The sequence below is a fragment of the Desulfovibrio sp. 1188_IL3213 genome (assembly GCF_036763145.1).
Lineage (GTDB): Bacteria > Desulfobacterota > Desulfovibrionia > Desulfovibrionales > Desulfovibrionaceae > Desulfovibrio.
Genome location: NZ_JBAIYR010000033.1, coordinates 1 through 13,950, shown reverse-complemented (window position 1 = coordinate 13,950; position 13,950 = coordinate 1). Strand labels below are relative to the sequence as shown.

Genomic DNA, 13,950 nt, shown 5'->3' with positions numbered 1-13,950 from the left:
ACGCGGACAGCAAGGAAGCCGCCGCCGCAAAGCTTGTGCAGAACGCCAAAAAGGTGGTTATTGTCCCCGGTTACGGCATGGCGCTTGCCCAGGCGCAGTACAAGGTCAAACAGCTTGCCGACCTGCTTGAAAGCAAGGGCGCCAGGGTGAGCTACGGCATCCATCCGGTGGCCGGCCGCATGCCGGGCCACATGAACGTGCTGCTTGCCGAAGCCAACGTGGACTACGAGCACCTGCTTGAAATGGACACGGTGAACCCCATGTTTGCGGAGTCCGACCTCGTCATCGTGGTGGGCGCCAACGATGTTGTGAACCCCGCCGCCAACACTGCCGAAGGCACGCCCATTTACGGCATGCCCATCCTGAAGGTGGAGGACTGCGGCAACATCATCATCGCCAACTATGACGACAAGCCCGGCTACGCGGGCGTGCCGAATCCGTTGTACGAGCGCGACGGCGTGATCCTCATGACCGGCGACGCGGGCAAGACCTTTGACAAGCTGCTGGCATATGCCCAGGGCGATCTGGTGTAGATCCGGTCAGGCGTATTTTTTTACTATAAAGCAAAATGCTCTGCGCGGTCTCCGAAAAAACGCATGTCTCTGAATGTCCTAAGGCCCACCCCACTCTGGCCCCGGCGCGCAGTTGAGACATAAAGCCCGCAATCGCGTTTTTTCATGCGCAGCCGCTCCGGGCGCTCTTTCCCCTGACAGGGAGGGAGCGCCCGGTTTACGTTTTTTTACGCGACATGTGACTCCTTTCTTTATGACTTGCGCGGAAATACAAGTCTCTTTTGCATTGTCTCAAGAGTGTTCTGTGAAAATATTCTTTAATTCAGGGATGTTGTCGGCATGGCATGCTTATTGCCTTTATTGATGCAACAAGCCGGGCAGGGCTTGCAATGCGCGCGGTCTGAAATCAGGCAAGTGGCAGCCGCCAGCAAGGAGGGTATGGAAAACGTTTGGCGATAACACAGTGAGTTTTTTTGTCGCCAGAGTGGCCCTTGCCGGATGCGCGGAATGTTTTGTTGAACTATGGGATTTTGATTTCAGAGCTGTTTATGGCCGCAGTCCAACATTTTTAAGGAGTGATTTTCCATGTCAGCAAAGAACACAAATGAATATGTCAACGGGGATATAAAGAACGTATGGCATCACCTCATGCTGCATCAGGGCAATGCCCCCATGATCGCGGTAGAGGGCAAGGGCATGTATCTCAAGGATCTTAACGGCAAGGAATATCTGGACGCCACATCTGGCGGCGTCTGGTGCGTCAACGTGGGCTACGGCCGCGAGCGCATCGCCAATGCCGCCGCCGAGCAGATGAAAAAGCTGCCTTTCTATGCGGCCAGTTGTGGTTCCCAGCCTGCCATTGATTTTTCTGAAAAGCTGCTTTCGCACATGCCGGGCCTTTCCCGCGTGTACATCTCCAGCAGCGGTTCCGAAGCCAACGAAAAAGCTTTCAAGATGGTGCGCCAGATCTCCCAGCTCAAGCACGGGGGCAAAAAATATAAAATCATTTACCGTGACCGCGACTACCACGGAACCACCATCAGCACCCTGAGCGCCTGCGGTCAGGAAGAACGCCGCGAGCAGTATGGTCCCTTTACACCGGGTTTTGTGGAATTTCCCGCATGCCTGGCCTACCGTTCGCCCTATCCTGAAGGCACGAAAAACCTTGGCGAAAAGTTTGCCCGTGAACTGGAAGCCGTGGTGCTGAAGGAAGGCCCCGAAACCGTTGGCGCTGTCATCCTTGAGCCGATCACGGCCGGTGGCGGCATCATCGTGCCCCCGGAAGGCTACTATGAAACCATTTCCGAGATATGCAAAAAGTACGGCATCCTGATCATCATGGATGAAGTTGTTTGCGGTCTTGGCAGAACGGGCAAGTGGTTCGGCTATCAGCACTTCAACATCCAGCCCGACATCGTGACCATGGCCAAGGGCGTTGCCAGTGCCTACATGCCCATTTCCTGCACCGTGACCACCGAAGAAGTGTTTGCGGCCCTGCAGGATACCACTGACAAGCTTTCGTACTTCCGCGATATCAGCACGTTCGGCGGCTGCCTTGCCGCTCCCGCTGCTGCCCTTGAAAACATCAAGATCATTGAAGAAGAAAAGCTGCTGGACAATATTGTCGCCATGGGTGACCACCTGCAGCAGGGCCTGCAGAAGCTTCTCTCCCACAGCAAGGTGGGTGATGTGCGCGGCAAGGGTCTTTTGCAGGGCATCGAATTTGTTGAAGACAAAGTTTCGAAAAAGCCCCTGGAAGAAGAAAAGGTCATTGCCGTCTGCGGAGCCATGGCCAAGCGCGGCGTGCTTGTGGGCAGAACAAACCGCAGCTTTGTGGGCCGGAACAATATCATCAACGTGGCCCCGGCGTATATTGTGACCAAGGATCAGATCGATACCATTCTCAAGGCGCTGGGTGAGTCCATAGCCGAAGTTCTGGGCTAACAGCGCAGGCTTGCCGGGCCATTCCCGTCGGAGCCTTGCCACCGGCAATAGTGAGCCTTGCCGGTCGGCTCCGGCAGCCGGCGAAGAGGACGGCCGGGCAAACCATCAGGGACCGCTTCAGAAGTTATTCTGGGCGGTCCCTGTCTTTTTTGCATCGGCTCCCGAGCTCTGGCCCGGCCTTGCATCAGCTTCTTTTTTTCTCGGTAACGGGAATGCGCAGCTGCTTGGCCTTGCGCACCACGGTGGACTGGCTGATGCCGAGCCGCGCAGCCGCCTTGTAGGTGCTGCCCGTGGCAGTCAGGGCGTCACTGATAAGGGAGCGCTCCAGACTTTCAACAGCCTCTTTGAAGGAAAGATTTTTATCGATCTGCCCGGGCTGGGATTCTTCGGTTTCGTCTTCGCTGCATATCTCGGGCAGATCGCCCAGCAGGTAGGCAGGCAGGTCGCGCATGGATATGACGCTGCTTTCGGTCATGGCTGCCAGAAAGTCCACCGCTGCGCGCAGTTCGCGCACGTTGCCCGGCCACGAGTGCTTGCTGAAGCAGTCAATAACGCTGGGCGAAAATGTTTTTATGGTGTTGTAGCGGGTGCAGGCCTTGTCCAGAAAGGTCATCATGAGGGCGGGTATGTCTTCGGGGTGCTCCCGCAGTGGCGGCATGTTTATGCTCAGCACACGCAGGCGGTAATACAGGTCAGCCCTGAACAGGCCGGTGCTCACCAGCTGGTCCAGGGGTCTGTTGGTGGCGGCGATGATGCGCACGTCCACACACAATTCCTTTTCGCCGCCAACCTTGCGAAAGCCCTGACCATCAAGCACATGCAGGATTTTTGCCTGCATGCTCAGGGGCAGTTCGCCAATTTCGTCAAGCAGCAGGGTCCCCTTGTCGGCCAGACCAAAATATCCTTTTTTGCCCGAGCGGTTGGCCCCGGTAAACGCGCCTTTTTCATAGCCGAACAATTCTGACTCAATGAGCGTGGGGGGTATGGCCGCGCAGTTCACTGAAATAAAGGGGCCGTCGGCACGTGGGCTTTTCTGGTGTATGTAGGAAGAGGCATAGGTTTTTCCTGTGCCGGTTTCGCCCAGGATAAGAATGCCCGATGGCGCGCGGGCCGCTTTTTCAAGTTCGGATACGCAGCGGCGCATGACCTTGCCCGTGGCAATGAATTTTTTTTCATTGTTGTGCTGCAAGGCTGCCGCTTCGGCCTGACGCAAAAATGCCGCGCGTTCGGCATCGGCCAGCCGCCGCTGCAAGGTTTCAAGCTCTGTAAGGTCGCGAATACAGGCCACCACGCGCCAGATATTGCCCTGCTTGTCAAAGATGGGTGTGCTTGTATTGAGGCAGCGGGTTCCGTTGGGATAGTCATCGAATCTTGTGACGATTTTTCTTTGCTCAAGAGCTTCCAGCGTCACTGCCGCCGAAAATTTGCCTTCCAGCATCGGAATGGTCACAGACTTGCCGACCATCTCTTCGGGCTCAATGTTGGCGATGCGCTTCATGGCCTTATTGACGTACAGCGTGGTGCCATTGCCGTCGATAATCCACATGCCGTCATACATTGAATCCATGATGGCGTGCAATTCCTGATACAGGAGGTGCACGTCCTGCTCATTATCCGCCACATGGCTTTCATGCAGGATAACAAACCTGCGCCTGTTTTTTCCTGTCGGGGAATCTTCATCGTTCAGCCATTTCCAGCAGAGCGCCCATTTGCCGCAGGGCAGGCAGATGTCAATGGGGGTATCTGGCTCACTTGCTTGCACTTTTTTGGACAGTCTGGGGGCGCAATAACGTTCAAGCGTTTTTAAAAGTGAAATATTGCTGCCTTGCGCGGGAATATGTCTGTCTTTAGCATCTGGGAGCGAATCGCTGATTTTCTGCATAAGTAGATGAAACGAATGACTACATGCCTCAATAGCCCAATGTTCGTCACTACAAACCAGTGCACAGCTGCTGGAGGGCATTAGGTTAAGAAGATATATTATGTCATATATGTATTTGTTCATATGCGCCCTTTCCATTTTTTTACAGATAATGCGATGCTGCATTATGTCAACATGGTAATATGCGTAGTAAGGCGATATTGCATTAGCATTATGCAGGGGGCCGCATGATAATGTCAATGTTTAAAATATGTTAACCATATCGGCGCTCTGGAACACTTCTTGTATTACTCAGATACAAGCTTAGGCGGTGCGCAGGCAGCCCCACGTTACAGGCAGTTTTCGGCAAAACCCCACATGGTTCTGCAAGCTACGGGCCACAAGCCCCGTAAGACATGACAAGACGCCGGATACGCGGGAAGCGGTAACAACCTATCATGCATTTGTATCGGAGGATAACATGCCCAAGATGACGCCCAGTGAGGCCATGACAGAAGTTTTGGTTCAGGAAGGAGTAAACCATGTAAGCGGTATCCTCGGTTCCGCCTTCATGGATATGTTGGACTTGTTCCCCGCTGCGGGGATTGATTTTGTTTCGGTGCGTCATGAGCAGACTGCCGGGCATATGGAAGACGCCTACAGCCGCCTTACCGGCAGGGCGGGCGTGGTTATCGGGCAGAACGGCCCCGGCATCACCAACTATGTAACGGCCGTGGCAACCGCCAACATGGCGCATTCGCCCATGGTGGTCATTTCGCCCAGCGCCGGCAGCATTTCCGTAGGCTGGGACGGTTTTCAGGAATGTGACACGTGGAACCTGTTCAAGCCCATCACCAAAGCCTCGCTGCGCGTGCCGCATCCCAAGCGCGCTGCCGACATTCTGCGCACGGCCTTCCGCATCGCCTACGCCGAACGCGGCCCCGTGCTTGTGGATATCCCCCGCGACTACTTCTACGGCGAACTGGATGAAGACATCCTGCATCCTTCACAATACCGCGTAGCCCCCGGCGGCATCGGCAATCCCGAACACTTTGCCGCCGCCGTGGAAGTGCTGAAAAACGCCAAGAACCCGGTGATCATTTCCGGCCGTGGCGTGGTGGACTCCGGCTGCATGGAAACCCTCAAGGCCATGGCCGAATATCTGGGCGCGCCCGTGGCGACGACCTATCTGCACAACGATGCCTTCCCCTGCGACCATCCTCTGTGGACTGGCCCCATCGGTTACATGGGTTCCAAGGCCGCCATGCGCATTCTGCAGAAGGCCGACGTCATTCTGGCCGTGGGTACAAGGCTGTCCTATTTCGGCACGCTGCCGCAGTATGATATCAACTATTTCCCCAAGACCGCCAAGATTGTGCAGATTGACATCAACCCCCGCCATATCGCCAAGACGCACCCCGTTGCCGTGGGCCTGTGCGCCGACGCCAAGGACGCCTCGGAAGAGCTGTTCGCGCGCCTGCGTGAAGCCGTACCCGCCAAGAAGGACCTCACCCCGGTGCACAACCTGGTGAAGGACGAGCTTGCCAACTGGTATGCGGAAATCGCGCTCATCGCTGATGAGCCTGTGGAAGCCGGGCGCATGCATCCGCGCAAGGCCCTGGAAGTGGTGGGCAAGTTCATTACGGATCACGACGCCATTGCCACCACCGATATCGGCAACACGTCTTCCACGGCCAACAGCTACCTGCGCTTCAAGAAAACCAAGCGCCATGTGGCTACCCTGACCTTCGGCAACACGGGCTTTGCCTATCAGGCCGCCCTGGGCGCGCAGTTGGCCTGCCCCGAAGACCTGACCGTGGCTATCGTGGGTGACGGCGCGTGGGGCATGAGCCTTTTTGAAGTACCCACCGCCTGCCAGTACAACCTGCCGGTCATCGCCACCGTTTACAACAACGGGGCCTGGTGCGCCGAAAAGAAAAACCAGGTGGACTTCTACAATAACCGTTTTGTGGGCGCGGACATCTGGTCCAAGTCCTACGCCAAGATCGGTGAAGCCATGGGTGCTGACGGCTATACCGTCAACACGCAGAAAGACCTGGCCGAGGCTCTGGACACGGCCAGAAAGAACCGTCGCCCCGCGGTTATCGAAATCATGACCGACGGCACGCGTCTTGCGCCTCCTTTCCGTAGAGACGCCCTGGCCTTGCCGACCAGGTTCCTGCCCAAGTACGAGCATCTCGACAAGGCGCATTTCAACAAATAGTCAGAAAAGGGCGCGTCCGGATAACTCCCGGGCGCGCCCTTTCGGTTGCAAGGTAAATTCATTCAAATTTTCAGATATGGCGATTTTTTTGCGCTCCACAACTTTTTATGCCAGCAATTTGATTGCCTGATGCGCCACGGAAGGTGCCAAAACCGAGGAGAACTGTTGTATGTCACAAGTTCATGAATCCCGACCGGTCTTGGAAAAAAATATGTCCCCATTGTCCATATGGGCGTTAGCATTCGGCGCGATTATCGGATGGGGAGCCTTCATTATGCCCGGCTTGAGGTTTTTGCCGGGTTCTGGGCCGATCGGCGCCTGCATAGGTTTTGTATGCGGGGGTCTGCTGCTCATGTTTATTGCGGTAAGTTACGGTAAAGTTGTGGGGCTTTACCCTGTGGCTGGTGGTGTTTTTGCTTTTGCCTACGCGGCATTTGGGCCAGGCTTGGCCTTTGTGGGCGGGTGGGCGCTACTTTTGGGTTATCTTTGCATTATTGCACTCAACGGCACTGCCATTGTGCTCTTGACGCGCTTTCTCATACCCGGCGTTTTGGAACTGGGGTACATGTACAGTATTGCTGAATGGAAAATTTATTTCGGTGAGTTATTATTTTTGGAAGCTGTATTGGCGCTGTTCTGGTATCTCAATTACAGAGGTGCGGATGTCGTAAGTAAGGTGCAGGTTGTGCTGGCGGTTATACTTGCTGTGGGTGTACTTGCGCTTCTTGTGGGCGCGGTGGTGTCGCCCACAAGCCAATGGCAGAATATCGAACCCTGGTTTGCACAGGACAAGTCGGTCATTGCGTCCATAGCTGCGGTCACGGCCATTGCACCCTGGCTTTTCGTGGGTTTTGACACTATCCCGCAGGCTGCGGAGGAATTTAATTTTTCCGCGAAAACAGGCGTGCGGCTCATGATTTTATCCATTGTCTGCGGCATCGTCACATACAGCATAATTACCCTGGCTGTGGCCGCTGTTATTCCCTATCCGGAATTGCTGGCGCTCAATCCCGTATGGCATACGGGCTATACCGTCAGTCTTTCGCTGGGCAAGGTCGGCAGCTTCGTGCTCGCCCTTGCGGTGCTCTCCGCCATTCTGACCGGTATTAACGGATTTTTCATAGCCAGTTCACGGCTTATGTTCAGCATGGGGCGTGCCCATATTTTGCCGGTATGGTTCTCGTCCCTGCATGACAAGCACAAAACCCCGCACAACGCGCTCAACTTTACGCTCGTTGTGGTGGCAATTGCGCCATTTTTCGGCCGCGAAGTTCTATCCTGGGTTGTGGACATGTCTTCAATCGGTACCATCGTGGCCTACTTCTTTGCCTCGGCATCCGCTTTCGTGATCATGCGTAACCATAAAGACAACTGTAATATAAGCGGGATACTGGGCTGCGCGGCGTCTTTGATCTGTCTGGGATTGCTGACGCTGCCCATGTCGCCTGCCTGCATCGGGCCTGAGTCGTGGCATGTGCTGGTTGCCTGGTCTATTCTGGGGGTCTGCTTCTACATTGTGCGGTACAAGGCTGTACATGCCATTTCTGAAGAGGAGCGCACGTATATGATCCTGGGTGAATCTGACCTGAGGGATCATATGGCCCAGAAGGCTGAAAAAAAGTCTGACCAGCTCGCTGCGTAGCTGAAAAAAATTCACTCGGGCAGAAGCTGCAACAGCCTTGCTTTGTCAGCCTTGCTGCCTGAACCCAATGTTTCCCATGTCCATGCGCGTGGGAAGCCCGCCAACACGACTACTTGTGCATGCTACTGCCCCGTAGCCTGTACAGCCCCGTAATCTGATGGCGTATCTCCTCCAGCGGCCGGTCTCCCTTTTCACGCGAGGGGGACCGGCTAAAATTTGAGGGCTTACGCCTGCGGAATGCCAGATTGACCCTTGGTGGCAGTGGTGGTGGGGCAGGGGCCTTGCCTTCCAGAAGCTGCCAGCCCCGCAAACACCTAGAGCAGATTAACTTTGAGAATGTACATTCTCAAAGTTTAAGACACGCTCGCTTCGCTGCTTAACCGCGCAAGTAAATTGCGCTTGCATCTTTGCGGCGGGCGACTGCTCACGCAGCCGCCAGAGCAATTTCAAAGTGAAATTGCTCTAGGCCCCGGGGAAAGCGATTTTGGGGTTGGCTTAATCCGTTTCTGAGGCTGTCTCCCTGGGGGTGTGCGTCTGCAAACAAGACGGCCTGTGCCACCCGCCATGCGCCGCGTAGATAATCAGGCTCTGATGAGCACTCCGTGTCGTTGCCGGGCTTTGAAGCTGTTGGTTGGAATGAAAGAATCATGTCAGTGCATGCCCTTGATTGCCATACAGGAAATGATTGAAGCCGGCTGAGGCGGGCGTGTGCGCTCACCTCAGCAGCTGTACTGAAACGTTCGCCCCTTGGCGAGCCGGCAGAAAACGGGCATGCCCAATGAAAAAAGGCTTATGGCATGTAGCCATAAGCCTTTGATTTTTTTGGTGGGTCGTGCGGGGTTCGAACCTGCGACTCTCTGCTTAAAAGGCAGATACTCTACCTGCTGAGTTAACGACCCGTTGAGACGCGCAATATATATACAGATACTGCGGCTGTCAAGCATGAATTTTATGCCCGGTTTACTTGCTTTCGCGGGTAGGCCGGAATGGGCGCAAGTGTCTGGGCCGCAAGGGCATTACCGCAAATTGCGGTTTGTAGCCGGCGCGGGCATTTCTGCCGAATCGGCTTGTTGCCCAGCGCCAAGGGGCCTTGTGGACCTTATCCTTTTTTCTCAAGTTTGGCCCAGGTGTCGCGCAGGGTTGCTGTGCGGTTAAAGACCGGGCGCTCCGCTGTGCTGTCCTTGTCCTTGCAGAAGTAGCCGAGGCGCTCGAACTGCACTTTTTGGCCTACGGCAAGTTCCGCAAGGGCCGGTTCAAGCAGACCCTCGATGACCGTGAGGGACTGGGGATTGATATAGTCCAGGAAAGACTGGCCTTCGGGAGCGGCATTAGGGTTTTCCACGCTGAAAAGCTGTTCGTACAGGCGTACTTCGGCGGGGAGGGCGTGCGCGCCAGAAACCCAGTGGATGGTTCCCTTGACCTTGCGCCCATCCGGGCTTTGGCCGCCGCGGCTTTCGGGGTCGTAAACGCAGCGCAGTTCCGTGATGTTGCCGTTTTCATCCAGCACGGCCTCGCGGCAGGTGATGAAGTAGGCATAACGCAGGCGCACTTCCACGCCGGGGGCCAGACGGTGGTATTTTTTGGGCGGATCCAGACGGAAGTCGTCACGCTCGATGTAAATTTCGCGCGAGAAGGGAACCTTGCGGCTGCCGTAGCTTTCATCTTCCGGGTGGTAGGGCATGTCAAATTCTTCCACCTGCCCCTCAGGGTAGTTTTCAATGATCACCTTGATGGGGTCAAGCACGGCCATGACGCGCGCGGCATGGGCATTCAGGTGCTCGCGTACGCAGAATTCCAGCATGGAGTATTCCACGGTGGAATCAGCCCGGGCCAGGCCGATACGGGAGCAAAATTCGCGCAGGGCTTCGGGCGGCACGCCCCGGCGGCGCAGACCGCTGAGGGTGGGCATGCGCGGGTCGTCCCATCCCTGTACGTGGCCTTCTTTGACAAGCTGGATGAGCTTGCGCTTGGAGAGCACGGTATAGGTGAGATTGAGACGGGCGAATTCGATCTGCTGGGGGTGATAGACCCCGAGGGTTTCAAGCACCCAGTCATACAGTTCGCGATTGTTCACGAATTCCAGCGTACAGAGCGAGTGGGTGATGCCCTCAATGGAGTCCGACAGGCAATGGGTAAAGTCATACATGGGATAGATGCACCATGTATTGCCCGTGCGGTGGTGTTCGGCATGCCGGATGCGGTAGATTGTGGGGTCACGCATGACAAGGTTGGGCGAAGCCATATTGATCTTGGCGCGCAGCACCCGTTCGCCGTCGGCAAATTCTCCGGCACGCATGCGGCGGAAGAGGTCGAGGTTTTCTTCCACACTGCGGTTGCGCCAGGGGCTTTCGCGGCCGGGCTCGGTAAGCGTACCGCGATGTTCGCGGATTTCTTCGGCCGAAAGGTCGTCCACGTAGGCTTTGCCCATTTTGATAAGCTGCTCGGCATATTCGTACAACTGCTCAAAATAGTTGGAAGCGTAAAATTCCCGGTCCTGCCAGTCGCCGCCAAGCCAGTGGACGTCTTCACGGATGGAGTCGACGTATTCCTGTTCTTCCTTGGTGGGATTGGTGTCGTCAAAGCGCAGGTTGCACAGGCCGCTGAATTCCTTTGCAACGCCGAAGTTCAGGCAGATGGACTTGGCGTGTCCCAGGTGCAGGTAGCCGTTCGGCTCAGGAGGAAAGCGCGTATGAACCTTGCCGTCGTAGCGGCCGGTGGCGTTGTCTTCCATGATGCGCGCCCGGATAAAGTCCACTCCGGGCTTGCTTGCAGGCTCCGCCGCTGCGGTTGTGGAAGAAGGATTGGAGGAACCTGCTGCGGGGGAAGGGACTGCGGATTTTGTTTCGGGGGCCATACTGCGCTCCATTGCTCCTGGCGATAATGTAAACTCCTAAATTACGCCAAGCAGCGGCAAGGGTCAACGTGCGGTTCTTCCGGCAAGGAAATGCTTCGGGTGCTGGCTGTTTCGTGCGCAGTTTGCGCCTGCTTTTTATCTGACAAAACGAAAGAACGGCAGATTGCTGCGAGGCTGCGGCCCAAGGCCGCAGCCTGTGCGGCAGGTAGGCGCGGGAAGGATCATGCGCCGTCCTGTGTTCTTACCGTGCGTGGGTAACTGCCTGAACATGCGGCTGTGTGGCTCAAGGGCGGGCAACGGGCTTTTTTAAATACGGAGCAATAATGTTCATTCTCTTGATTCTCTTGACAGGCATGCTGTACTGAGCTAGATTGCGCTTCTGCATTCTGGGCGCTGCTGCGTCCGTTGCACGCGGAGAGGTGTCCGAGTCGGCCGAAGGAGCTCGCCTGCTAAGCGAGTATACGGGCTTAAACCTGTATCGAGAGTTCAAATCTCTCCCTCTCCGCCACATAGCAAGTAAAACCGCCAAGTTATCTGATGATAGCTTGGCGGTTTTTGCGTTCAAAAAGGGTATGATTTTAGCGAGTACATGGCCGTATCCATACCGTTGTCCATACTTTTGCTCAAACCTCTGCGAAAATACGCTGCTTTTGCAGTAGGTCTATAAAATTCACGGATAGGTATTTTATGGGTGGTTTGGCTGGTGAAAAAGTTTGAATGAAAAATGGCCTGAAATAAACATTACATGTATGTAATCCAGTGAAATGCCGGCAGTAACCTTGCGGTATTGGGCCAGGGTTTTTCTGTCGCCCAGACTCTATTCAGCCTGGGCGTGAAAATCGCGCATTTTGGAATCATTAATTTTCGACGTCGAAAAGCGGTAAGCTGCCATAATGGTGGCTTGCCGCTTTTTCCGTGAGTACGCTATTTGGCCTACCACTCTAGAAGTTTGGTCATAGTACTTAAGCTCTACACTTTGGTGTTGAGCCCTCTACATCTGCTCCATTTGTCCCTCGCGACTTTAATCAGGCTTTGGCCGTTCGCCAAGAATCCCGGCATATCTTACGGGTCTGTCCGGACAAATTTCAATGGCCCTTGCTTCTGCCTCCTCAAATTCTGCATATACAGCATCTTCACCTACGAGGCTAAAAATTTCTACAGGTGGCACAAAATCCCTCTTGATACCAGAAATCATTTTTTTTGTACCAACATATACGTCGTATGGTTGGCCAATAAAAAGGCAAACCTGATCGCGCATGATTGCCGCCTCTTTTTCATTCAGCCGTATACCTATCACATAACAATCATATCCCTTACAACTCCCTCGGACCCCATTCATAAGTACTGGCATTCCGGGGACTGTCTTACGTATTTCTATTTCTTTCACACTGTTGCAAGGTATACGTACTTCGCTTGCATGAACAGACAGTGGCGTTATAACCGTGATGGCAAGGAAAAAAAGTATATTAATTCGCATAAATATCCTTTGTCCATACCTCAATATGAAGCATATACACATCCGTAGGAGCATCAACAGAAACAGTCCATGTTCCAGTATTCCCAATAAATCTGAACACATGTTCCCATTGTTGTATAAGATGGCACCCTTGAATTTGTATTTCTCCTCGGGAAATCCCAGCTTTTACAGTTACAGGAGTAATATATTCCCCAATATTTTTTACGTATACCAAGGCCTCCCCATTGATGGGGATATCGCGGTTTTCCCACCCGCTGTAATGCCCGGCGCTCAGTGAAATGCCGGCAGTAACCTTGCGGTATTGGGCCAGGGTTTTTCTGTCGCCCAGACCCTGTTTTTCAGCCTGTGTGTGAAAGGCGCGCATTTCGGAATCGTTGAGCGGTGGCGGTGCTTTGGGTGGGGCCTCAAAACGGGGAGAGCTAAGGCCATCAGCCCATGCTGGATTCCAAGGCTTGTTCGCGCTTTCCGCTATCAGCCTTGCACCGCAGGACGTGCGGCAATCATGCACGGCAACGGGCATATCATGATCAAATGTATTTTCAGTACCCTCGACAATTTTATGGACACCGCCACACCTGGGACATGTCACCTGATCCCCGACACGCGCCACGGGCACACCAAGATAGCTGAAAGTCATTGATCCACTGATAACCTGACCACCGTGCGTTGTTCTGTCTCCCAACACAATAATGTGTCGTCCGTGAATGGTATAGGTCATGCAACCTCCCCGGTGCGATGCTAGTATCGCAAGTTTTGTGAGAAGCGTAGGATACTTGGGGGGGGGGAAATGGAGCCGTGGCGCAAAAAAGCGCCTGCCACTGAGTGTAACGTGGTAATTTTTATCATGACTTTAATATATGCGCAGTAAATGCATAAAATCTATATTACACGCGATATCCAACGATTTTGGCTCCATATCTGAGCCTAAACAATAGGCAATATAGTTGGTAAGCCCCGTATCACCTGTTAAGTATGGGCATATTGATCTGATTTTTTTGGCAACTGTTCAAAAATCAGCTTTACGTGCAGGGTTGTGTCAAACATGGCACAGGCGTGAGGCGGTTAACCCCGTAGGGCTACTTATAATTGCGGGGCTTCATAAAGTTGAGTAGGACTTAATCCTATCAATGCTGAAGGAGGCTATATGCGGACGACACAGCAATTCAGCATCACGCTGCCCAATGAGATGGCAAATGTGGTCAAGGCAAAGGTGCAAGCTGGTGAGTATGCGACAGAAAGCGAAGTTATCCGTGATGGGCTTCGCGCTCTGATGGCGCGTGACAAGGCAGTCAAAAACTGGCTTCAAGCTCATTGCTGTCCGGCTAAGGGTTAAGAAAAAAGTCCAAAATCTCAATGCGATGTGGTATAAAGAGTTTGCGAAAAACTTTGCCACACAAGGAGATTTTGGACATGAGTCACCATAATACACTTTTCTC

The 13,950-nt window shown here is 54.1% G+C and carries 9 protein-coding genes and 2 tRNA genes; 6 read left to right on the top strand and 5 right to left on the bottom strand.

Translation table 11 applies throughout. The features are described 5' to 3' along the window. Both V6C16_RS03425 and V6C16_RS03420 read left to right on the top strand, forming a co-directional pair. On the top strand, positions 1-533 hold a 533-nt coding region (locus V6C16_RS03425), incomplete at its 5' end, for an NAD(P)(+) transhydrogenase (Re/Si-specific) subunit beta (protein WP_333542774.1). Positions 534-1,097: 564 nt separating this feature from the next. Then, complete coding sequence (locus V6C16_RS03420) at positions 1,098-2,456, top strand: aminotransferase family protein (RefSeq protein ID WP_333535238.1); 1,359 nt, start codon at positions 1,098-1,100, stop codon at positions 2,454-2,456. Positions 2,457-2,640: 184 nt separating this feature from the next. Here V6C16_RS03420 and V6C16_RS03415 read toward each other — a convergent pair whose 3' ends face one another. Further along, on the bottom strand, positions 2,641-4,338 hold the full coding sequence (locus V6C16_RS03415; RefSeq protein WP_333535239.1) for a sigma-54 interaction domain-containing protein: 1,698 nt from the start codon (positions 4,336-4,338) through the stop codon (positions 2,641-2,643). A 460-nt stretch (positions 4,339-4,798) separates the two neighbouring features. Here V6C16_RS03415 and xsc point away from each other — a divergent pair, with 460 nt between their 5' ends. Next, the gene (xsc, locus tag V6C16_RS03410; RefSeq protein WP_333535240.1) at positions 4,799-6,541 is read left to right on the top strand and encodes a sulfoacetaldehyde acetyltransferase; all 1,743 of its coding nucleotides are present in this window, start codon (positions 4,799-4,801) and stop codon (positions 6,539-6,541) included. Between the two features lie 169 nt (positions 6,542-6,710). Beyond that, a complete protein-coding gene (locus V6C16_RS03405) occupies positions 6,711-8,183 on the top strand; it encodes an APC family permease (protein WP_333542773.1) in 1,473 nt (490 codons plus the stop codon). A gap of 823 nt (positions 8,184-9,006) precedes the next feature. Here V6C16_RS03405 and V6C16_RS03400 read toward each other — a convergent pair. Next, a tRNA-Lys gene (locus V6C16_RS03400) sits at positions 9,007-9,082 on the bottom strand. Positions 9,083-9,282: 200 nt separating this feature from the next. After that, positions 9,283-11,037 (bottom strand): glutamine--tRNA ligase/YqeY domain fusion protein, encoded by a 1,755-nt coding sequence (locus V6C16_RS03395; protein ID WP_333535242.1) that lies wholly within the window; start codon positions 11,035-11,037, stop codon positions 9,283-9,285. Positions 11,038-11,450: 413 nt separating this feature from the next. Between V6C16_RS03395 and V6C16_RS03390 the strand changes: the two genes are divergently transcribed. Beyond that, positions 11,451-11,545: transfer RNA gene (locus V6C16_RS03390), tRNA-Ser, on the top strand. Positions 11,546-12,058: 513 nt separating this feature from the next. Here the strand turns inward: V6C16_RS03390 and V6C16_RS03385 are convergent. Continuing rightward, positions 12,059-12,295, bottom strand: coding sequence for a hypothetical protein (locus V6C16_RS03385; protein WP_333535243.1), 237 nt, complete (start codon positions 12,293-12,295; stop codon positions 12,059-12,061). 208 nt (positions 12,296-12,503) lie between these two features. After that, the gene (locus V6C16_RS03380) at positions 12,504-13,232 is read right to left on the bottom strand and encodes a PAAR domain-containing protein (protein WP_333535244.1); all 729 of its coding nucleotides are present in this window, start codon (positions 13,230-13,232) and stop codon (positions 12,504-12,506) included. Positions 13,233-13,658: 426 nt separating this feature from the next. Between V6C16_RS03380 and V6C16_RS03375 the strand changes: the two genes are divergently transcribed. After that, entirely contained in the window at positions 13,659-13,847 is a 189-nt protein-coding gene (locus tag V6C16_RS03375) for a ribbon-helix-helix domain-containing protein (RefSeq protein ID WP_333535245.1), read from the top strand. Positions 13,848-13,950 lie beyond the last annotated feature (103 nt).

Bases quoted from the DNA above. Each gene is read 5' to 3' on its own strand.
- V6C16_RS03380 (WP_333535244.1), bottom strand. From the start codon at position 13,232: ATGACCTATACCATTCACGGACGACACATTATTGTGTTGGGAGACAGA.
- xsc (WP_333535240.1), top strand. From the start codon at position 4,799: ATGCCCAAGATGACGCCCAGTGAGGCCATGACAGAAGTTTTGGTTCAG.
- V6C16_RS03395 (WP_333535242.1), bottom strand. From the start codon at position 11,037: ATGGCCCCCGAAACAAAATCCGCAGTCCCTTCCCCCGCAGCAGGTTCC.
- V6C16_RS03415 (WP_333535239.1), bottom strand. From the start codon at position 4,338: ATGCAGAAAATCAGCGATTCGCTCCCAGATGCTAAAGACAGACATATT.
- V6C16_RS03375 (WP_333535245.1), top strand. From the start codon at position 13,659: ATGCGGACGACACAGCAATTCAGCATCACGCTGCCCAATGAGATGGCA.
- V6C16_RS03420 (WP_333535238.1), top strand. From the start codon at position 1,098: ATGTCAGCAAAGAACACAAATGAATATGTCAACGGGGATATAAAGAAC.
- V6C16_RS03405 (WP_333542773.1), top strand. From the start codon at position 6,711: ATGTCACAAGTTCATGAATCCCGACCGGTCTTGGAAAAAAATATGTCC.
- V6C16_RS03385 (WP_333535243.1), bottom strand. From the start codon at position 12,295: ATGCGCGATCAGGTTTGCCTTTTTATTGGCCAACCATACGACGTATAT.